At 61.6% G+C, this 22,048-nt stretch carries 13 protein-coding genes; 3 read left to right on the top strand and 10 right to left on the bottom strand.

Translation table 11 applies throughout. The annotated features are described in order from the left end of the window. Window positions 1–69 precede the first annotated feature (69 nt). Complete coding sequence (locus RUR_RS24590) at window positions 70–792, top strand: DNA alkylation repair protein (protein ID WP_283137539.1); 723 nt, start codon at window positions 70–72, stop codon at window positions 790–792. A 206-nt stretch (window positions 793–998) separates the two neighbouring features. Here RUR_RS24590 and RUR_RS24585 read toward each other — a convergent pair whose 3' ends face one another. Beyond that, window positions 999–2,432, bottom strand: a complete 1,434-nt coding sequence (locus RUR_RS24585; RefSeq protein WP_283137538.1) for a hypothetical protein — start codon at window positions 2,430–2,432, stop codon at window positions 999–1,001. A gap of 927 nt (window positions 2,433–3,359) precedes the next feature. Here RUR_RS24585 and RUR_RS24580 point away from each other — a divergent pair. Continuing rightward, window positions 3,360–5,348 carry an AAA family ATPase gene (locus RUR_RS24580; protein WP_283137537.1) on the top strand — a complete coding sequence of 663 codons (1,989 nt, stop codon included), beginning with the start codon at window positions 3,360–3,362 and terminating at the stop codon, window positions 5,346–5,348. Beyond that, the gene (locus RUR_RS24575; RefSeq protein ID WP_283137536.1) at window positions 5,345–6,574 is read left to right on the top strand and encodes an McrC family protein; all 1,230 of its coding nucleotides are present in this window, start codon (window positions 5,345–5,347) and stop codon (window positions 6,572–6,574) included. The genes RUR_RS24580 and RUR_RS24575 overlap by 4 nt, the downstream gene beginning before the upstream one ends. 339 nt (window positions 6,575–6,913) lie before the next feature. Here the strand turns inward: RUR_RS24575 and RUR_RS24570 are convergent, their stop codons facing one another. The 9 genes from RUR_RS24570 to RUR_RS24530 all read right to left on the bottom strand — a co-directional run bounded on the left by RUR_RS24570 (window position 6,914) and on the right by RUR_RS24530 (window position 21,975). Beyond that, a complete protein-coding gene (locus tag RUR_RS24570) occupies window positions 6,914–10,348 on the bottom strand; it encodes a DUF499 family protein (protein WP_283137535.1) in 3,435 nt (1,144 codons plus the stop codon). Window positions 10,349–10,486: 138 nt separating this feature from the next. Then, window positions 10,487–13,258: a DUF1156 domain-containing protein gene (locus tag RUR_RS24565; RefSeq protein ID WP_283137534.1), complete on the bottom strand. Its 2,772-nt coding sequence runs from the start codon at window positions 13,256–13,258 to the stop codon at window positions 10,487–10,489. Between the two features lie 150 nt (window positions 13,259–13,408). Next, a complete protein-coding gene (locus RUR_RS24560; RefSeq protein WP_487250723.1) occupies window positions 13,409–16,975 on the bottom strand; it encodes a helicase-related protein in 3,567 nt (1,188 codons plus the stop codon). 78 nt (window positions 16,976–17,053) lie between these two features. Continuing rightward, window positions 17,054–18,235 (bottom strand): hypothetical protein, encoded by a 1,182-nt coding sequence (locus tag RUR_RS24555; protein WP_283137532.1) that lies wholly within the window; start codon window positions 18,233–18,235, stop codon window positions 17,054–17,056. After that, a complete protein-coding gene (locus tag RUR_RS24550; protein WP_283137531.1) occupies window positions 18,232–18,777 on the bottom strand; it encodes a DUF4365 domain-containing protein in 546 nt (181 codons plus the stop codon). Before RUR_RS24550 ends, RUR_RS24555 begins: the two co-directional genes overlap by 4 nt. Before the next feature lie 105 nt (window positions 18,778–18,882). Beyond that, window positions 18,883–19,452: a DUF1643 domain-containing protein gene (locus tag RUR_RS24545; protein WP_283137530.1), complete on the bottom strand. Its 570-nt coding sequence runs from the start codon at window positions 19,450–19,452 to the stop codon at window positions 18,883–18,885. 283 nt (window positions 19,453–19,735) lie between these two features. Further along, complete coding sequence (locus RUR_RS24540) at window positions 19,736–19,933, bottom strand: hypothetical protein (RefSeq protein ID WP_283137529.1); 198 nt, start codon at window positions 19,931–19,933, stop codon at window positions 19,736–19,738. Between the two features lie 84 nt (window positions 19,934–20,017). Continuing rightward, window positions 20,018–20,617, bottom strand: coding sequence for a YdcF family protein (locus RUR_RS24535; protein WP_283137528.1), 600 nt, complete (start codon window positions 20,615–20,617; stop codon window positions 20,018–20,020). Continuing rightward, window positions 20,614–21,975: a helix-turn-helix domain-containing protein gene (locus RUR_RS24530; RefSeq protein WP_283137527.1), complete on the bottom strand. Its 1,362-nt coding sequence runs from the start codon at window positions 21,973–21,975 to the stop codon at window positions 20,614–20,616. The genes RUR_RS24535 and RUR_RS24530 overlap by 4 nt, the downstream gene beginning before the upstream one ends. Between the last annotated feature and the right edge of the window lie 73 nt (window positions 21,976–22,048).

The raw sequence follows: 22,048 nt of genomic DNA, 5'->3' as shown, positions 1-22,048 counted from the left end.
GAAACCTCAGCCGGTCCGCGCAGGTGCCGGTTCACCCGTACCCGGCGACGACCAGAAGGAAAGGACCTGATGCCGGACTCCCCGCAGCTGACCGCCGAAGCGTTCGTCGCCGAGCTCCGCACACACGGCACGCCTGTCGACCTGGAGCGGAGCCGACGGCATTTCCGCACGTCGAACGACTTCCTCGGAGTGCGGATGGGGCAGATCTTCGCCCTCGGCAAGAAGTACGCCGACATGCCGCCGGCGGAGATCGACAAACTCCTGGACAGCTCGATCCACGAAGTACGGGTCGGCGCGGTGAGCATCATGGGCAAGCAGGCCGTCAAGAAGCGGACCACGGCCGAACGGCGCAAGGAGCTCTTCGAGCTGTACCTGCGACGGATCGACCGAATCGACACCTGGGACCTCGTCGACGTCAGCGGCCACCAGGTGATCGGCGGCTACCTGATCGACCAGCCCCGCGACCTCCTCTACCGGCTGGCCGAGTCGCCCAACTGGTGGGAACGCCGGGTGGCGATCTACAGCACCCTGTGGTTCATGCGCGCGGGTCAGGTCGACGACACCTTCGCCCTGGCGGAAATCCTCATCGACGACCCCCACGACCTGATCAACAAGGTTGTGGGCGGCTGCCTGCGCGGTGCCGGTGACACGGACCGCGGCAGGCTGCTCGACATCCTCGACCGGTATGCGGCCACCATGCCGCGGGTCACCCTGCGCTTCGCCATCGAGCACCTGCCCGAGGAGACGCGCCAGCACTACCTAGGGCTGAAGCGTCATGGGTCAACCCCGTAATAGCGGACTACCGCTTGCCGAAAGTACGGGCGGCGCCGCATGAGCCGTACAACTCGGTGCCGACGCTCGATCCGGTGACGCGCCGTGGACGGAAGCCGCTCGGCGCATGACCCGACCGCAGTTCGTACTCGGATCACTCCAGAGCCCGTCCGCCGGCTTGGCCGCCGTACGGCGTCCGCTCCGTTGGGGGGTGCGGGGTTCGTGGATCAATCGGTGATGAGCGAGGAAAGTTGGCGCTGGGCCATCAGCTCGAGAACGCTCAGGCCGGTCCAGGCGATCGGGGCGAAGGGGCTGACGTCCAGGCCGTCGGTATCGGTGGCCCCAAACGCCCGCGCGACCACGTCCTTCAGGCTCTCCGCATCGTCGCCGATCAAATGGTCGATCAACTGAAGGGCGAGGGTGCGGTGCTCATCCCGTGAATCGTCGGAGAGAAGCCGGACGTACGGCCGGATGTCGGCCCACTGCACGGGGTCCGCGCAGGCCGCGGCGAGAACCGCGAGCCCGAACCGGACGGCTTCACCCTCGTTCTCCCAGGTCGCCAGCAGCCCTGGCGCCACGGCTTCCACCGTGCGCCGAGTCGCCGACTCGTCCGCGGACTCGTCGAACCCGAGCCGCAGGGCGACCCTGCGATCCGCGTCGGCGGCAAGACGCCGACGTCCGGCGGTCGCCGCCTCGGCGAGAAACAGCAGGAGAACCGCCCGGTACGCCGGCGGGACGGCGCGGTTGGCGGCGAGCGCGGCAAGCAGAGGAATCCCACGGGGAGTGTGCGGATAGCAGGTGCCCTGGTGCATGACGGAATCCGAAAGCTCAAACAGCAGCTCGTAATCGTCTGCCAGCTCCTCCACCTCGTCCGTCAGCCACCACTGCGAGTCCTCGGAGGCATCCGGAAGCTCCCCGACCGTCGTTCGAATCAGCTCAAGGAACGACTTGTCGTCAGGCGTCCAATCGCCGGAGTCCAGCGGAGTGCAAGGAACCAGAACCGCTTTCACCGGTGCGAAGGCCGCGATCGCCGCGCGGCGCCGTACATAGGTTTCGTCCGCACTCAGCTCATGCACCAGGCCCGCCCTGTCGAGGTGCTTGAGCATGGTCTCGCGTAGCCCGGTGGCGTCACCGTCGGTGAAACCTCCATGTGTACGGGCGACGCCCGCCACCTCGGCCCGCTCGCACGCCCGCTGGTGGAACTCCTCCTCCTCGGAAGGTGTTTCCTCATCCACCAGGGAACAGACCTGCCACCAGCCGTCAAGCTCCGGCCGGGAGAACTCCGGCTTGCCGAACAACGCATGCTGGGGGTCGAGATACGGCAGATACACCGGCCGGACACAAACCCACCGATGCCCCCGTTCCGCCAGCTCCGCAGCCACCAGCCCGGCCCGATCCTCATCGGGCACGACGACCCGGTACTCCACCAAGGTTTCGGCAACCCGCCAGGCAGCCCCATCATGCGACACGACGGGAGCATAGAGGGCTTTCACGAGATATGGCTGCAAATCAGGATCAATAACCGAACCGGTCGAGGCGGTGCCGGGCGACTTCCATCTCCTGTTCGGTGAACAGGTTCGCGAAGCGCGGCTAAACACCAAGGCCTCGACGGTCAGATCCAGGCGGCCACGCTCCCAGAGGTTGGCGAAGCCGCCCCACATGGCCAGGGCTCCGAGATGCCCGAGGTGGAGACCAAGTAGTCGACCGCAGCGCGGTGCGCAACTGGCGTGGCTCCCTACGCGTTGCCCCACTCATCCGTAACACGATTACCGAGGTCGATGCCCTCATGGATGCCGTCGAAATCGAGCGCAAGCGGGTCAGCCGATGATGGACGCCCCGATCTCGCCCAAGAGCACCCATTACCCGTCTCCACGACATCTCCCGTCGTAATACGGATAAACTACGGACAGCTACCAAGCCTTCGAGAACACGATTCCGGGTTTATTCGCTGTCACCAGGATGACTGTCCTGGGAATCTACGACGCCACGCAGAACCCCACTCGATCACCCCTGGCTACAGCCTCATCATCTGGATCGCTAAGAATCGTCCGGTGAACGATCCAACCACACTATTCTACTGAAATCACCTCCGATAGCGTATCGGACACTAGTATACTTGCCGGGCCAATGGTGAGATTTCGGGCCATGGGAGCGGTGAGCTCGTTCACCCTGACGGCGATGAGCTGACGAAATGTGGAGGTCGATCGAAGGATGCTTCCCCGGCGAACCTTTCAAGTCGAGGGTAAGTGGTGGCTTCCCTGTTGCTAGGAGCGACGGATCGCGAGGACCTTACACTTCGATCCCAACTCGGGGGCGAGTTGCAGCTGATGGAACCTCGCGCGGGGCTCTCGAAATAGGCGCATTTGATTGGCCTTCAATGCAATCGTCGCTGAGCGAGTTAGCCATACGCCATGTGCTACGACACTACTCAGCTGGATCACTTTGGACCACTTGGATCAGATGATCTACGCCTGATCGGAAGTATCGAGATCGGAAGGACCGAACTACTCGCCGTGACAGCTTGGACTGAGTTGACAGCTCGTGCCCAGTTCGTGGGTATGCGAATCCTAACGAAATACCCAGCGGGCATGCGGGCTCGGGAGTTATGGGCGCTCGTCGAGCACGAGTTTCCAAATCTTGACGAGGAATGGAAACAGGCTGCGACCGGATCCACGACGCCGGAGAAGAACTTCCAGTGGTACAGCGTCGACCTAGTGAAGTGCGGATGGATTACGAAATCCAACGGTCGCTGGTTCGCGACTCCGCTTGGCCGAGTCGCGCTGGCCACATATCCTCAGCCGAAACCGTTCTTTGAAGCAGCCAGAAGCGGCTATCGGCACTGGGAACGAAACAAGGCCTGCTTCGAATCTGCCAAGCAGCTGGCAGAGGCAGTACCAGAGGGGAACTGGGTCGCGGCCGGCGACCTCGCGACATATGCGGGTCTCGATGAAGCGCGCCTAGTGCACTGGCTTCAAGGAGAACGACCCGAAGGCTGGCACCGGGTGCTGGACACCGACGGATGTCTGCCGGACGCGGCCCGAGTCGACGAAGAGCTGCGCAAGCAGTGGCAACAGATGCTTGAAGATGACGGTCTTCCCACTATTCTAGGCACGGCGCCTCCCGCACGTAGACTCCACGACTCAGATCTCCAACAGCTCCTTGCCGAAGATCTCGATGGTGCGGAGGATCCCGAGCGGCCAAAGCGGGCTTGGTTGGTGCGAGGCTCAAACTCTCATGGCGAGAGCGCACTACATGAATGGCTCACCGATGGAATTTGCTCATTGCCCGCCGCAAAACTACGGGAACTACCGCCAGGAGCGTCACGGGAAGCCATCAAAGCGGCGGTCGAAGAGGATTATGCTCATGGGTCATACAGCGACAAGCTGAAGAAGACCGCAGAATTCTACGCTTTTCTGAGCCGAATGCGCGAAGACGACTTGGTACTCACCAACGAGGGCGGGAAGGTCTACCTAGGCCACCTTCGCGGCGGGACGGCCATCCGTGCGAGCGTAGAGAGCCGAGCGAGCCTGCAGAGACCGGTCGAATGGCTAAACGGGAACAATCCGGTTGACCTCGCCGATCTACCGGATGAGATGTCCGCCAAGCTAGCCACCCAGCATGATGTGCTCGATCTCACCGAGTTCCTTGATGATTTGGAACTGCTGGTCATGGAGGAGGCGGGCGAGCCTCTAGCGCGGGAGGCCATGCTTCCTGATATCACGGTAGAACTGGTTGAAGAGTTGATGATCGATCAGGAGTGGTTGCAGGAGTGTGTGGACCTGCTCCGCGACCGGCCACAGCTCATCCTGTACGGACCGCCAGGCACAGGAAAGACGTTCATCGCACAGCATCTCGGCCAGCACGTCGCACGCGGCAAACCAGAGAACGTGAAGCTGGTCCAGTTTCACCCGTCGTACGCCTATGAAGATTTCTTCGAGGGGTTCCGCCCGGTCCAGACACCCGACGGACAAGGAGTGGTGTTCAAGCCGCTGCCTGGTCCGCTACTCAGGTTGGTGGACGCTGCACGGCAGCGGCCATCCGAGGCCTTCGTTCTTGTCATCGACGAGATCAACCGGGGAAATATCGCGAAGATCTTCGGTGAGCTCTACTTCCTGCTGGAATACCGGGGCAATGCTATCGACCTGCTCTACTCTTCAGCGGATGAGGCGGGTAAGCCGTTTACCCTGCCCAGGAATTTGATCATTATCGGCACGATGAACACGGCTGACCGGTCGATCGCCCTAGTGGATGCCGCGATGCGGCGGCGATTCGCCTTCATGGAGCTGCATCCCGAGGAGAAGCCGACAGCAGACCTGCTACGTCGCTGGCTAGCCCGCCACAATCTCTCTGACGAGGCTGCGCAACTGCTGGACGAACTCAACGCCCGGATCGAGGATCGCGACTTCAAGATCGGCCCTTCATATCTGATGCGTCCAGTGATCTATCACAACGCGAAGGGGTTCGAGCGGGTCTGGCGTACGCAGATCCTGCCGCTCCTCGAGGAGCACCACTACGGCGACGGCACCAACGTGACCGAACGGTATGGACTAGAGAGCCTGCGTCGAGGATTCTCGTGATCAGCCTCATTGAGGGCGGCCCGCCACAGGACTTTGAATTGTCATCGGATCAGGTTGCGGCGTTGCTGGCATCAAAGGCCGTACGGGTCACGCCCGGTCCGCGGTCCGGGCTCTGGCGGGTCCGCGATAATGGGTACATCGGCGCCGCCACGATTGGCGGCATGTCAGTCCGGATCAAGCCAAAAACACCGATCGACCGGGTGCTCTTCCTTTTCGGCTACAGCCAGTCGCAGCGCGGATGGCGGCAAGAAGAGATCGATGTCGGCGAGCAACCTGACGTCGTTCCCGCGCTCGCCCACGCCTTCGCCCGATCTGCCGAGCGGACGCTGCGTCAGGGCGTCCTCCAGAGCTATCACACCGTGGAGGATTCGCTGCAGTTCGTCCGTGGGCGGATCCGTGAGGCTGACCAGGTCAGACGGCGGTACGGCTTGCTGCTGCCCGTCGAAGTGCGCTACGACGAGTTCGCTGTGGACATAGCGGAGAACCAGCTCCTTCTGGCAGCCACGGGCCGACTGCTGCGCCTACCTGGACTGACAGTCGTCACCCGTAGGATGCTGCGACATGTACTGTCACGGTTGACAGGTGTGTCAGCGCTGATGCCGGGCAGGCCACTCCCGCGTTGGAGGGCTACACGGCTTAATGCTCGGTATCACACAGCATTGCGGCTCGCGGAACTCGTGCTAAGTGGATCATCGTGCGAACTCAACGACGGCAGGACCCTGCGAGTGGACGGCCTCTTGATCGAGATGTGGCGGACCTTTGAGGACTTCGTCACCGTCGCTCTGTCCGAAGCTTTCCACCCCTACGGCGGGCGCAGTGCACTACAAGATCGCAAGCATCACCTCGACCACGGAAAGAAGGTGCCGCTGCGACCCGACCTGATCCGATATGTCACAGCTCCCAACGGCACCGAGCACCCGGCAGCAGTAGTGGATGTCAAGTACAAGATCTCCACAGCCCCCGCTGGGCATAGTGATGATCTCTACCAAGCACTTGCCTACTGCACTGTGCTCGGCCTCCCTCTTGGACACCTCGTATATGCCAAGGGGGAGAGCAAGCCATACCATCACATGATTCACCGTGCTGGAATCGGGATCGTCCAGCATGCGCTAGATCTCATGCTGCCACCTGCGGAACTGCTCGATTCAGTCAATCGCCTAGCAGGATCGATCATCCGATACGGTCTTGACCATAAACCTGTAGCCACTGACCCTCAGCAAACGTGATATTGCCACCTGGGTGCTATGGGGCCACGGGTGTCCCTTCCGTCGGTTGGCCACGGTGAGGTGCACGGGCTCTAACTGGCCTTGAGCCGGCAGCCCCATCTTGCGGCCCCGGGGCAGCCCGAGGCCACAAGGAAGCCATCGCCGACCAGTACGCTGATCAATGCTGAGCTGGGGTTGTTGTCGGGTGTGCCTCCAGGGACTCAAGCTCTGTGCCCACTGAGTAGGGTCAGCTGCTCTCGCTGTCTCCTCACGCGGACGGGTGTCTGCGCGTCCGGCTACGATCTGGTTTCCCCGCCTCCGCTGATTTTCGTGTACCCGCCCACACGGGTGCTCGACCCTCTACTCATTTTCGAAGCCGTAATTCTCGAACTTCAGGGTCCTGGCGTTCTCCGTAACCGTCCGGGCCTTGTCTTCGGGGTAGCCCTCTGGGTGGGCCGCCTCGATCTCAACCTTGATGGTCAATGTCGCGCCCGCGTGGGACTGTAGGTGCTGGAGCACTTCCTGGGCTACCCTGCCGAAGTCACGGCTTGCGCGAGCGGGGTCTACTGGAAAAGTACCGAAGAAGCGCGCATTGGGGACGACCCTCGGCTCAGGCTCCGGCAGGGGTGGGGTGCCCCCCTCGCGGCCTGTTTCCCTGCCCGTGGCACTTTCGTCACTACTACCGTCGGGCACCACCTCTTTAGGGTCGGGGCCCTTCTGATCCTTCTCACGCTCGCGTTCTACGATCTCCTTCTCGCGGCGACGTTGTTCCTCAGCCACGTCCGGGCGGACGAGGAGAGTGCCATCGGTGGGGAGGCTGAAGCGATCGTGCGGCGGAATGGCGAGGCCGATGTACACGCCGGCCTCCTGGTCATAGCCCTCAGCAAGCGCAAAACCCTGAGTTTCCCACAAGACCTGATCCATAGCGGATTGCACGGCGGCCTCCAAAACCGAACGGTCGCGGAGGCGGTCCAGATAGGGGTACTTGCGGTAGAGGTCCCACAGCGTGCCAGCAGTGACATGCCCGGTCTCCCATACCTTCTTCAGTGGACCGTCCAGATGCATCCGAATCGGGTAGGAGCCGTAGCGGTCCACCAGCTCTTCCTTACGGCGGAGGAGCTCATAGACACGCTTTCCGAGATTGGTCTCGGTTCCCTCTGCCTTAATTGCGTCGACCTTCCAGGGACGGTTGGCCTCCTGTTGCTTGGGATAGAGGACCCACTGATAGGCCGTGGAGATCCGAAGATCAACGGTGTGATCGAAGTCCGCTCGTTGGTTCTCGGCCATGTTGGCCTGCTGAGGGTTGAGGTTCAACTCCTCGGGTCCCTTGCGAGCCACCACATCTCGCCAAGCCAAGAAGTAGCGGACCGCGTCTTCCAATTCCTCTAGTCGCTTCTTGTCTGGGGCAAGAAACACGAGCTGGTTGATGTTCACCCGCTGGGCTGAGCCTCTGTGCTTCAGACAGTCAGCCACAAAACCCTGTGCGGAGGAGTCGGATTCTCCCCTAGCGTGGGCGTAGCGAGGGTGCAGCATCACGAGCCGGGCTTCTTCGAAGTCCGGTACGTGGGAAGTATCCTCAGGCGCGGTGTGCACCTTGATGGGAGTGACACCAGCGGCCTGCTCGCTAAGGCGTCGAACGAGCTCCTGCCAGACCACCTCGGGTTCGGTGCGGAGTCGTTCGGCGTGATCCTGTGCCTTCTTGGTGATCGAGGGTGCTGTGTTGTAGCGATACCGGCCCGTTTCTGGGTAGAAGTAGGTGGCTCGCTGCGCTAACAAGTCCAAGGCCGAGCCGAAGTTGCCCAAGGTATCCCCCGGAACGGCAGTGCCCAGCCAGACATACTGGCGCTCAATGCCACGATGCTCGGTCTGAGCCAACGGCGCTGAGCCGAAGAAGATGGTGCGAGCCAGTCGCCGAGTCAGGGAGCGCTTCCCGAATGTGGTGCGCATCACGTCGATCTGGACCGGAACCGAAGTCTCCCCGTCCACGTCGGTCTGGACGATAGTTCGCCAGGAAGGGTCACCCAGATACTGAGTGATCTCACCAGAGACCTCCGGCACGTTGAACGGCAACGAACCCGGCATGATCAACGGATCAGAGTCGTTCCCCTTGTTCCAGATCGCGTGCACCACCGTGCTCATGACCCGAAGTACGCCTCGAGTGAGCTGGAAGCGGTCCAGGATCGACCAGTCCTTGTAGAGCCGATCAAACAACTCGGGATGGATCGGGTAGCAGGCTGCAATGCGCCGCTCATAGGCGATCTCGCTGCAGTCCCGCGGGAACTCTCCGGTGTGACCGCGATAGTAGTCGACGAAGGCGCGAGCCACGAACGCGATGTCCGCTCGACCGTCGGCACCCGGCTCGGTAAACAGCCGCCGGCGGACAATCTCAAAGATCTCGGTGGGTGAAGCCGGTTGCCAGTTGAAATCCGTCCGCCCGATCACCTTCGACAGCATGATCAAGGCCTTGCGGCCGTGGAGCCCCCCGACCTCGGTGTCGCTGACCCCGGAATCGCTATCCTCAATATCCGTGCCGACCAACTTCTCCGAGGCCGGGATCGAGACCACCAGCTGAGCACCCGGAGCTGCTTTGACCGCTCCAGTGAGCGTCTGCGCGAACGCGTGCTGAGTTTCGAAGGTGCCACCGTCGAGGTCATCGCGCGCGAAGAGCTGGCGTGCATACACCACCCACTCGTCGATCAAAATCAGGCACGGGCTGTACTCCTTGATTAGCTCACGGAGTTTCGAACCGGGATTGGTCCCAGCCTCGTCGTCCACGCGAATCTTCTCGTAGGCGGCCCGGCCTCCGAGTTGCCAGGCGAGCTCTCCCCATAGAGTCCGTACGCGAACCGTCCCTTGCGCATCCTTGTGCTCTACGCCACTCGCAGCGGCGATCTCCGTGCCGACCAGAGTGACCCGCCTCACCGGCTTGGTGGGCATAGGCAACTCAGAAAGCAGGTCTTGAACTTCCTGGGGGAAATCGGCCAGAGGGCATCCCGAGGCCAGGTGATAGAGAGCGAGCATGGAATGGGTCTTGCCGCCACCGAAGTTGGTCATCAGGTTGATGACCGGCTCCGCGCTTCCATCTCCGCTCAGCCGTCGCGCGGTGTTGGTGAGCAGCTTCTTCATACCCTCTGTGAGGTAGGTCCGCTGGAAGAAGGCGACCGGGTCGGAGTACTCAGTCTCCTCCGCGCCTTCGGCCACCTCGTAGAGGTCTGCGGCGAAGTCTGCCTGCTTGAACCTCCCGGAGCTAACGTCGGCATGGGGCTGGATTACCTTCCGCCAGGGCTTGAGGGTCAATCCGGCAGACTCGCCCAGCACTCCCGAGAAGGAGTGCGCCTCTCTAACCGCCCTACGAGTCTCTGCCTCGTACTGCGCACGCTCGTGGTCACGGCGCAGCTTCCGTACGGCCCCCGCACGCGTCACGTCGTTGACAGCAATCAACAGCCGCTCGATCAGATCGAGTACATGGGTGGTGTCATCCGCGCTGAACGACTGGTTGTGTGCGAGACGGTCACGGTGACCACGGAGCAACGAGGCGAGTGACTGGTCAGCACGGGATAACCGGTCCTTGAAGCCCGCCCGCCACTCCTCGGTGATCATACGAAGCTGGACCTGGGGGTCGTTCTTGGCGTAACTACGGTTGGTGCCAAACTTGACGACATCCCTAGCCTCGAGCAACTTCACCCAGTCAGCGTCTGGCGGTTGGGCAGCAGCCGACATCACCTCGTCCACGAAGGGCTCGAGGCCCTCGGCCAACACAGTAAAGCCTTCCTGGACCCGCGCCTTGTTGCTCATCCCCGCCAACTCGACCCCTCGCTTTCGTCAGCCTCCAACCCCAATGATCCCAGACAAAACCAACCGAAAGTGACGCATCTCACAACAGTATGCGACGCTCGTCTCGGCCACGGTTCTCCTTGTTGACGCCACGACTGCTCAATCACCCAGTTCCATGAGGTCAAGCTGGCCCTGGACCGGCTTCGGGAGGGTGGCCGCGAGCTTGAGGGAGGATGAGGTGAGGTCAAACCAGGACTGGCCCAGACCATTGAACAGGATCGCGTCTTGGGTTAAGTTGCGCTTCTCACAGAGGCTGAACAGCAGGTAGGCGAGTTCCTGAGCCGCGTCCAGGTCCACGCGCTGGCGTGCCAGCGCCATTAGCCGGGCCGCTTCCTGTCCGCCAACTTCGGCTAAGGCCTTGGCCAGGCGGAGGACCACCTCCCACAGGCTGATCCGATCGTCAGTCAGCGGGTTCCAGTTTGCCGAGAGTTCCTCGAAGGCTAACAGCCGGGCACGTCCCGCCTTCGCGCGGAACACACTGCCTCGCTCCACCGCCTCCACGGTTGTGTTCATCGCCCGTGACAGCGTGTCTGCGGTGCCTGAGTCAGCGTCGTTCCAGCCGTACTGAGTGAACCACTTCACACAGAACCGAGTCTCGGCATCGAAGTCGCCCTCCTGCTCAGAGAGGACTTCATCGAGGATCTGGTTGATCAGCTTGAGGGCGGTACGCACCAGCATGTGCTTACCGTCCGCCTCGATGACTGCCGCGTATCGTGAAAACACTGCCATGCCCGGCCCAATCGCTGCCTGTGCGAGGTCCACCGGCGCGATGGCCCCCTGCTGCAGCTTGTTGAGAGCGTCCGGGAGTTCATCCCGGAGAAAGTCTAGGAAGACCTTTGCGCTAATGGTCCCCGCATCCTCCGGTCGGGGGCGGCAGGCTAGGACTATTGACGAGGCGAGGGCGTTGCTCTCGTTGTCCCGAGAGCGACCTGATCTTTCGGTCCTAATTGGCCATGTCCCCGTGACGCTGAACCCAGCTCTTGCCAGTCCAGCTAGCATTGTCTCCCATCCGGTCGACGCAACGCCGTCGGCATCTCCCTCTGCCTGCTTAAACGCATAGAAGACCGTAATGGGGATGTCAAATGGGGCAGACTCCCGGATTTGAGAAAACACCTTCACAAATCCTTCTTCAAAATGCTGCTCAGCCTTAAGCTTGTCGCCGCCAAATCTCATTGCATCGGCAACTAGCTCATCTGCCTTTGGCGTGAGCATCGTACTTGTTTCTTCTGGGTATATCGAAATCACAGATTGACGCAGCCAGACATAGAAAAAGTCGGCCAGATCAGCATATCCAATATTGTCATAATATGGTGGGTCTGTTGCAACCAGGCAGCCATCATAGCTTCGAGTAGATGCGTCAGCTCGCTCAGCCTTGCCCACTGATCTCGATGGCAACTGCGCAAGAACTTTCGCAGCCGTCTCAACCGATATACCAACATCCCCGGCGGCCTTTGCGAAAGGGTGGACCTCGACGAAGTCCCACGCCATGGGGATCGCTTGACGAGAGAACAGGTTTCTTGCTTGATCGCGGCTGTTTGACCACGTAACCAAGGAGTTATTGAGGTCTGCAGTTCTACTAACAGCAAGAGCTAGGTATAGACCAACAGCACGAGCGCGCTCTTCGGCATCAAAATCACCATAACCAGCCGCAATCGCGTCCGCCACAATTCTGCTCGCGACTTCTCCTACCAGCTTGCTATATGTAGCCAGCAAGATTAGTTGCCGATTCGTAAACAGGTCCGAATGATGCGTCATACCGTAGCCTTGAACCCTAAAACCTAGCGCGGCCTCGGGAAGCTCGGTCTCCGGAATATCTTCCGGTCGATCGATTTGGGCCGCGAGTTCCTGCTCTTCAGTCGGCGATAGATAAGCGCGCCCTCTCCTGTTCTCGGCAACAATTGCCATGAGCTGGTGACCGATTAGACCAGCCTTGCCTGCCGCTCGTACGTGCGCCAGAGCGGAATTGTTCCCGCAGGCAATGCACGTCACCCCCGTCCGGCCAACGGTGCCATCCTGTGCCTTCGAGGGTCCCCGCTTAATCTCTTGACTAAGCTTGAAACTCACGACGCGGCCTTCTATGACAGGTATAGCGAATACTTCCCTCCCCTTCTTCTTGCTCAACCACCATGTTTTGGTAAGCGGAATCTGAATGCCACAGGCAGGGTTCGGGCATGTCACAGTTCGCGCCCAGATCCAAGCGATGACGTTGCCTTCGGTCCCATCGGCTAGAATCGCCTTAGGATAATGCTTGCCGATCAGCTTCTCGGCTTCCTCGCGCATCCACTGGCCATAGCGGCGGACGTCCTCACCCAGCCCAGTTGCGTTCGGCCACGCGTCCACTCCTACCTCGTCGGCTGCTCCAGGGAATACTGGAGGCCGACCGACCCATTTTGGCGGGATTTCGATCAATGCTTTGTTGATCAGAACTGGAACGGGATTGAGGTCAGAAGCATACGCCTCTAAACCGAGCCGCTGAGCTTCAAGCGGGATAGAGCCACCACCTGCAAAGGGGTCAAGGATCGTAGGGGGCTTACCCCCCGTCGACTTAAGAATCTCCTCGTGGGCTTCCTTCAGGAGCACCGGATCGGTGGTGTTCTCCCAGACCACCAGTCGTTCGATCAGCCGGAACAGTCGCTTGCGCTCCTTCTCCCGATCCTCCTCCGTAGGAAACCGGTCCGGGTGAGCTGATGGGTCGTCGACGAGCTGTGCAAAGAGGACCGCTCTGCAGGCCGCCAGTGGACGGCGGGCCCACCATAGATGCAGTGTGGACGGGTGACCGTGCCGAATCGACTTCTCGCGCGCGGACTCCTTGTTGATGATCTCCAGCGGGAGGGAGACCTCGATCAACTTACGCTTGAGCGTGCTCGACATGCAGGGCCCGACTTTCGGCTAAGTGGCTGGTGCGGCACCGATCGAACTCGGTGAGAGCCCGGCTCGTGGTCCACGTATCAGAGTAGGGCGTAGGACTGACGACCTGCCAAGTCTTCCCGGGAAACAGGGGCGGTTGACAGGTCGACGAGTTCAACAGGGGGGTCCACCGCGCGCCCACATGCGATCCCAGTGGAAGACAAACTTGGTGACGTTGAAATCGTCGGTGTTGGTCTCGGCGAAGGGTTCGATCAGATACCGAATCTCATCGTGGGAGGGGCCCCGCGGCGAAACCCGAACCAGCGCCAGGCGGTAGCGATTTCCAGCGTTTTTGGCGTGGAGAACCTCGTTCCGAGTCACGGTGAAGTCTTGAGCCCCAGAGATCCGGCCCTTCACCTCCAGGTGAAGAAGCTCTTCACCGCCGGGGCTCCAGGAACGGAGGTCGAAGCCCCTGTGGTTGGTGGACATCTCTTCCGGCACTCGGCCTAGACGGTGCTCGGCTGCGACGACTGCGTCGACAGCCCGCCGTTCTACAGCCCGAATGGCCTCTTGCTCCCTGGCCGCGAAGACCCTGTCGCGATCCCCAGCCCCTTGGGCCTGATTGAGCAGGCCCTGCGGAAGAATCAGTGCGCCACCTGCCACCTGAGGTGGACGAAGCCTCAGCTCTTCGTCTTGCGCCAAGCCACGGAGACGGCGCTCCAGCCGGGCCTCAAGTTCTCGGGCTCGTCGCTGAGCGGTTTCGGGCTTGAGCCGTTGGCTCCTCCCGCTATCTTCGCCATCGATCAGCTCCAGATAGCGGGCGTACCAATAGTCCGCCTCCAAGGTCAGCCGCTGGGTGACCTGTTCCCGATGCTTCTGCACGCGAGGTCGTACACGTGAAAGTGCCTCACAGAGGTAGTCAGGTCCGGCCTGCTCAATCGCCCAGGTCAGAGTGACCTCTTCGTAGCCGCCCGTCAGCCACGGCTCAGCTCGGAGTTCGATGGTGAGTCTGGCGACCACGCTTGATTCATCCGGCTCAGGAGCTTCGTAGTCGAGGTAGGGGGCTGGGCCGGCGGGTACGGCTGAGCCATCGGGTCTCAGCTCCACGAAGTCGAAGCGTTTGTCAATCGTCCGGGGCTTGGGGTGGCCATCTACGATCTGCTGGGTGACGGCGACCAGCAGATGCGGCGTGGTCCCGAGGTCGGCCCTGTCGATGAGGACGCTCCCGCTGCGCAGGGTGTGGGCGTGCCGCTCGATAGTGAGGGCAACGACAGCATCGACGAGTGGGTGGCCAGGGGCTAGTAGAGCCGCATCCGGCCTGCCTGAAAATCTGCGTCTGCTGCGCTCAAAAACCACGCGCTCGTACCGGCGGAGCACCGGGGAGCCTCGGCCCAGCGCTCTTCCCGGTTCTCGAAGGATGGCGGGAACGTTGCTGATCTCCGAACGGCCACCTTCACGCTCCGCAAGCCGACCACCAAATTGGTGAAAGGCTGCACGGAAGAATGCCTCCACATAGTGGGGTTGCAATCGCCGAGCCCGGGCTTCTTCGAGCTGGGCTCTGGTCTCGGCGACGTTCTGCTCGCTGAGCATGTCGTGGTGGAGTGCCTCCTTCGCGAGGAGCTCTTCCAGGCCCTCTCCAACGTTGCGGTCAATGATCTCGTTGAGCTTCGCCTTGACCTCAGGTTGGTCACCGTACCGGATGGCTTCGAGCAGCAATTCCCGAAGGGGGCGCTCCTCGAAGGCCTCACCGAGCACGTCGAAAACTCTGCCCCGGTAGACCTCCCGTTGCTTGTCCAGCTTGTCGAGCAGGCGCTGGAAGACCGCGCCCTCCCGGGTCTCGATCGCGACCAGGTTCCACAGATGGCAGACCTCTTGCTGGCCGATGCGATGGATCCGGCCGAACCGCTGCTCCAGTCGGTTCGGGTTCCAGGGGAGGTCATAGTTGACCATCAAGTGGGCGGCTTGCAGGTTGAGGCCTTCGCCGGCAGCGTCGGTGGCCACCAGCACGCGTACTTCATGATCCTGAGTAAACACTTCTCGGACGTGTAGCCGTTCCATCCGGCTGACGCCGCCGTGGATAGACTTCACCGCTTCTGTGCTACCCAGCAGGGCCCTGACACGAGCGACCAAGTAGTTCAGAGTGTCACGATGTTCGGTAAACAGAATGATCTTGCGGGGTAGGCCGCTGGAGTCGCGGATTTCTTCGTCGTCTTGAAGGAGCCGACTCAGCTCCAACCATTTGCGATCCTGGCCTGAACGGTGGACGCGGGCCGCCAGCTCCACCAAGGCGCCCAGACTGATGAGCTCAGCGTCAAGCTCTTCTACAGTGCGCGCTGCTGTCGAGGCATCGATTACCTCCTCTTCCAGCTTCTCCAGCTCCTCCCCGCCCAGGTCATCCAGGCGAGCTTCGAAGTCTTTGGCATCATCTCTGCTGATGGAACCGAAGATGCCTTCCGCCGTCTCGTTTGGTACCACGGAAGGACGACCCGTTAGGAGTTCCTGCCGCTGGAGTGCTAAGCGCTCTCGCCTCCGGCGGAGGGAGTTCAGGATGGCTTCAGGGCTGGAAGCAAGGCGGCGCTGCAGGACGGTAAGGGCGAAGCCCACGGTATTGCCCCGCCGGGAGTCGCCCGCTTGCCTCAGGCGGTCAGCCCGATTCATCTCGACCCGCACGTAGGAGGTCACCGCTTCGTATAGCTCCCTCTCCAAGGGAGACAGCCGGTAAGGCACGGTGTACGCCCGCCGCTCAGGGAACAAAGGCTTGCCCTCGAAGGTGCGCAACTCCTCCTTAAGCATGCGACGCATGAGGCCCTCATAGTCAGCCTCATGAACCCCTTGCCGATACCTTCCCGCGTACCGGTCGGGATCCAGCAGACCGAGGAAAAGCTGGAAGTCCTCCTCCTTGCCCGCATGCGGGGTGGCGGTCAGGAGCAGCAGGTGGCGGGCGCACTGACCGAGAGCCTGTCCCAACTGGTAGCGCCGGGTGGTCTTCAACTCGCCGCCATACCAGTGCGCCGACATACGGTGAGCCTCATCCACGATGATCAGGTCCCAGTCGGTGCGGGTGACGAGGCTTCGCAGGTCATCAGTTCGGGCCAGCTGGTCCATCCGCGCGATCAACTGGGGAGGGAGTTGCGTTCCGACCCCTCTGGCAAGTATCTCGAACTGCAGATCGAACTTCTCCATCAGCTCGGCCTGCCACTGATCAACCAGCGAGCCTGGTGCGACGATCAGGCAGCGCTCAAGGTCACCCCGGAGGAGCAACTCCTTGATATACAACCCAGCCATAATCGTCTTCCCAGCGCCAGGGTCGTCTGCAAGGAGGAAGCGGAGGGGAGTTCGGGGCAGGAGCTCACCGTACACGGCCCGAATTTGGTGAGGCAGAGGCTCGAGTTCCGATGTCGCAACAGCGAGCATGGGATCAAACAGGCCTGCCATCCGCAGCCGGAGCGATTCCGCAGCCAATCGGAAGGCATGCGGATCTCCCTCGAAGGTTTGCTTACTCTCCTGCTTGGCGAGGCGCAACCTGCTCTCATGCTCCCGGTAGAGAATGACCGTGTCGTAGGCGCCTTTCTCATCCTGGAACACCACCTCCACAGCGTTGCTCCCCCGTAAATCCGCCCGCACCACCGTGCAACGGCGGCCAGCAGCGAGTCCGACGACGACCGCCCCTGGCAGGAGATCCTCCAGCCGTATCCTGGAAGGGCCGTCTTCTCCCTCGACTTGACTGGCCCCACTGACCACAGATCTCCTACTTCCTCACCATGACCGCGGCATTCCTGCCGAACACTGCTACCCCTAAATACGACCGGGTGGGAAGGATCAGTCGAATGGTTCCTCGAGCTGGAAGGTCTGGATCCGCAGCAGACGCCAACGGTTCCCTTCATAAACGAGGTCACCTTGAACGAGCAGTTCCCTGCCATCTTGGTGTGCATTGATCGCCAGGTTGTACCGAGCTTCGTCTAGATCGACGTGGGCTCGCCGACGCTTGGCCCTCGGCTCGGCCTCGGGTCGGATAAGCAGGACCGCTCCGCCGGGCCCTTGGGTGGGCGCGCGGTCCAACTGAGCCACGGTCCCGCGGAAGAGCACCTCTGACTTGGTGAACCGCCCACGCAGAAACTCAGCGCCAGCCTGAAGGGCATCAATCAACTCGGCGTCGAACTCGAGCAGGGGAGCCGGGTGGTCGTGTTCCCACTGGGTGGCGTAGGCGACCCTCAGGCTAAAGGGGACCCGACCCTTTGAGGAGATTTCTACCAGGGCCTCGCATAGATTGGCTGTTAGGCCCCAGGTCTCGTTCGCAAAGCTCTCAAATACCTCGAGATCCCGACTGCCTCCGAGAAGGTATTCCTGAGCCGCCTTCCATGCCCCTTGAGTCCCTTCCTGCAGGGCTACAGACACGCGGCGTGGCGGGAGCATTCCGGTGACCCGATCTGGGACATCCAAGGGCAACTGCTCCGGTCCTGTTCCGGCAAGCGGGACCTCTGCGGTCAACACATAGCTACCGGAGGTCGGTGCCAAGAGCCTGATCGCATTGAGAAAGCTGTAGATCCGGTCCGGCTTTCGGGAAGGTTCCACCGGCTGAAGCGGTTGTCCGCTTTGCGCCAATGAGGCACGGTAGACCGCACTCAGGAAGAGATCGCGAAAACTGGCGTACGCTTTGGTGCCGTCGCTCATCGAAATGACGCCTGATGGCACACCAGTGGGCTGCAGCCGAACCTGGTGACGATCGACAACGGCTGTAGTGAGATCCATCAGTATCTGGGGGATACTGCGTTCCTCGTAGACTTCCAGGTCCTCCAGCAGCCGATGGACGAGCTTCTCATAGTCGAACAGCCTGGTGTGCTTGGGTACGACCACTTCGGCCTGTTCTCCATCGACGGTCGTTGCCCATACTTCGGTGCGAGGTTGCTCTTCAAAGAGATGCCAGCCATGCGCTCGAAGGTAAATTCGAATGGGCTCCGGACTGAGATCGGCATCGCTCGTCAACAACCACGGGGACGTCATACTTGGAACACCCCCTCCCTGCTGTACCTCATCCGCTCCGCATGATCAAACATCGCCAGGAGGGTTTTCTTGTCCAGCAGGTGTTCATCATCTCGCTGCCAGGTTACCCGGACCTTGGAATCGCCCGACGAGCTGCTCGGCTTCTCTCCGTGAAGACAGGTCCAGTAGGCAGCTTCGCGTAGAACCAGCCGATCTCTACTGACGTCCGCCCAATTTTCGAACTCTTTGGGTGCGACTACCACTACGACAAAGATCGGATTGCCGAACTCATGGCAAGGTCGGACATAATCGTTGTAGTACCTGGCCTTGATCTTGTATTGGACGAGATTGTCAGTTACGACGGCATTCTGAGTGCACTTCACTTGCACGTTCAGGATCGGCGTGCGCATCCGGCCACGAGGGCCAGGGTGTCCGATCTCAAGGTCCACCAGATAGAAGTCCGCAGGCCGCTTGCTGAGCACCGTGAGACCAGCCGACTCGGCAATAGCGGTCACGAACGCTTCGCCGTAGCGTCCCAGACGCTCCTCCGGGCCCAGCGCCATCCGCCCAATCTCCCCATCGCCCCGGCCACCTCGCTTGCGGCGAGAGTAACCGCCCGGTCAATCTTGAACAAGACTTTGCCGGGTCTGCGTCTGTGCCAGGGCAGGTCAGAAGGCGCGATCAAAAATCACGCGACCTGCTGCGCTGCTGAGCGAGGTCTTGATCAGAACCTTGGAGAGACGCTCCTCGAAGGTATCTCCCGTGACTCTCTGCTTCTCCGGCCCCACGTACTGCCGCCAGCGGGAGGGATGGCGCGGTTTGTCGGTGATCGTCCATACATGGCCGATTCTCCGCTCCTTCAGCGCATCGAACAGCCACTCGGTCTGAGCACGAAGCACGGTTCGAACCGGCCCCGTCATACCGCCCGTGCCCCAGGCAAGCAGCACCTCATCCGCGCCAAGCAGGGCCTGCGAAATCTGGTCTCGTGCAGCTTCGATGCCCTGGTTGCTGATCGTGCTCCGGTTAAGCTCCGGGGCGTCCTTCGTCGCCAGGTCCAGCAGGTTCGTGAGGGCCAATTCCGTACAGCTGACCAATTGCAAGGCCGCCTCCACGTTCCGATAGGTGATCGTGGTCGCCATCGACCGCAGGGCGGGGTTGAGCAGAATCGCGCAGAGTCGCCGACCAGGCTGCTGCCGATCAGGAACCTCTCTGGGAGCCTCGATGTGCTCCGTCGGCATCCGAGACCTCTCATGATCAGTCCAAATCGGCGAGTAGAACATGCCAGAGCGTGTGACTCCCAGGTCGCCCGTACGCGGCTCTTCCGCCGGGTACGTCGGTCGGGGGCAGTACACCTATTGATCATCGTAGAGTTTGTGATGGCGCGCCACCTAGAACGCGAAATCTACATCAGAAGCGATGTAACCCATATCACAATCACGGAACCAGTCATTTCCGAACCACTCGGCGCTAATAGGCAGTACGGGTGAAGAAAGCCCGACTCTCTGCTGTGGTCTGGTTTGTTCAGGTGCCGGTGGTCCAGGCGGTTCGGAGGGTGGTGATCTCCTCGGCGGTGCTTTCGCGGGCGATGTAGGGGATGTCCAGGGCGTAGCGGCTGTGCGGGAGGCGTTCATGGACGACGGTGGCGTCCTTGAGGATCTGGCCGTACAGGGCGGCGCCGTCCATGCAGAAGACGTCGATGAGCACGGTCCGGCCGTCCAAGCCCCGCCGTAACGGTCCGAACGCAAGTCGGTTGTAAGTGCCGTCAGCAACCCCTCAGCACGTTGAAGGGGCGCCGGAGCTTCTTCACCGCCAGCTGCCATTGTCATGCTGTAGTCCGGCGAGGCTTCCTTCCTCGATCCGGCGGGAGACCTCATCCCATTCCCTGAGCACCCGCCGTTTGCCTCCCGGGACGTGTGGCCAAGATGACCTGGTCACAGCCTGGTCATCGTAGATCGGTTCCCAGCCGATGGCGTGAAAGGGTCCGATGTCGGGGAACACGGTCTTGAGTATGTGGATCGAGCGCCGGTGGAACCACTTCGACACCGCCGTGACCGTCAGGCCGGACTTGATGGCCTCAAGGAGGAAAGGCAGCGCAAGTTCCACGTTCTGCCACGTGTTGGCAGAGTGGTCTTCGCAGCGGATGACGTCTTCGGGTACGCCGCGCTCAAGGAGGAGCCGCTGGAAGGTGCGGCCTTCGATAATCCCGTTGTGCCGGTTCACCCCACCGGTCACGATGATCATTGGGGCGAGGCCGGCGTGGTGGCGCTCGGCCGCGATCTCAACTGGCGGGGCCTGGTTGGTGCCGAAGAGGAAGAGCGCAGTGGGCTTGTCGTCGGGTGGAGAAGCCTGGATGTCCACGAAGGCGGTGATGTCGGCGATGTGGTCGAGGCTGAAGTCGGTCACTGACGCTCCTTTGCCCGCGGAAGTTGCAGCTGATGCGCAGCCGGAGTGTCGAGCGCTTCCATGTAGCGGGAATGGTATTCAACGGTCTGGCGGGCGCCAGGGTATTGCTGGGCCAGAACCTTGTCGAGCTTGTCGGCGAGCACCATCGTGGGCCAGACAGGTCGTCTTCCTTCCAACGCGGCGTGGCCGGCGGCTATCGACTCATCCAGTCGGCCCAGGGCAGCCTGGGCCAGTCCGAGAATCAGCAGGGATCGGGCGTATCCGGAAGGATGTCCACCGTTCTGGCGGGCTTCTGGCTGGTAGACGGTCTCGATGACGCGGTTGGTGGTGGTGACGGCTTCCCGGTAGCGGCCGACATAGAGAAGAGATGTGGCGGTGTAGGGCGGATCGTCCGTTAGCGCGATGGACAAGGCCCCGCTCGTAGGGGTATCGGCAGGAAGTGCAGCGATCGCTGCAACCGCCGTACGTCGGGCGCGACTCATCCCGTCGACATCACCGGCCATCGCCGCGGACCGCATCTCCTGGGAAGCCAGTTTGGCGTAGACGATGGTCCCTTTGGCGATGACCTGTTGGCCGCGTGCTGACAGTGTGGCTGACTGGCGAGGTTGTCCCTGATACCAGGCGATCATGGCCTTTGTGAGAGTCGCCCACGCCTCCAGCTCTGAATACCCAGTTTCCCTGCTTCGGCGTTCGGCGTCAGAGCACCACACGCGAGCGGCCGCGTGTTCCCCCATGTCGCATGCGGCAACGGCCAGAAGGTGCGAGAGCCACCCTGTGGCCAGGACGAGTTCAGTACTCGGCCGGGTAGTTCCGGCGTGGGCGAGCAGGCCAGTGGCATACGACCGGACAGTGAGCAGCTCGTCGTACACGTCCGCAGGCGGAAGGGCGCCGATCGTCTGGGTGTAGTGGTCAATGAGCTCGCCCAAACCGTCCACCACACTGCCGAGATGGTCGGCACCAACGATGTTGAGGGCTTGGACGACCCGCAGGTCGTCAGGTGTGTCCAGGGCGGAGACCGCGGCTGCTGCGACTCCTCGCTGCAGGAACGTCCGACGAAGCACCTCGCTCACCTGCTCCATGTCGTCCTCCGGGACGGGGCGAGATCCTCGCCCTTTCTTCCCGGGTCTATCAGGGGCGTTCTCCAGCACCTCCCTGCCCACATCGAGGGCGTCTGCCAGTGGGGGCAGCCAGGAAGTGGGCCGGACACGGCCTTGCTCCCATCGCCCGATCTCGTGCCGGGTAATGGTGTACGTGCCGGTGATGGCGCTGAGCTTATCCGCCAACTGCTGCTGAGTGATGTCGGCACGCGCCCGGAGGTGTTTCAGCAGATCCGGTAGCGGCAGGGATGGCGCTTCCACCAGGAGGTCCCTTCTCGGTCAGCGTGTGGGCACGGTGTGGGCACGCACAGCGTGCTCCCCCATCGTGCCTTCA

Source organism: Rhizohabitans arisaemae (genome assembly GCF_025996515.1).
Taxonomy (GTDB): domain Bacteria; phylum Actinomycetota; class Actinomycetes; order Streptosporangiales; family Streptosporangiaceae; genus Rhizohabitans; species Rhizohabitans arisaemae.
The sequence above is the reverse complement of the archived record's forward strand: the minus strand, read 5'-3'. Positions and strand labels throughout refer to the sequence as shown.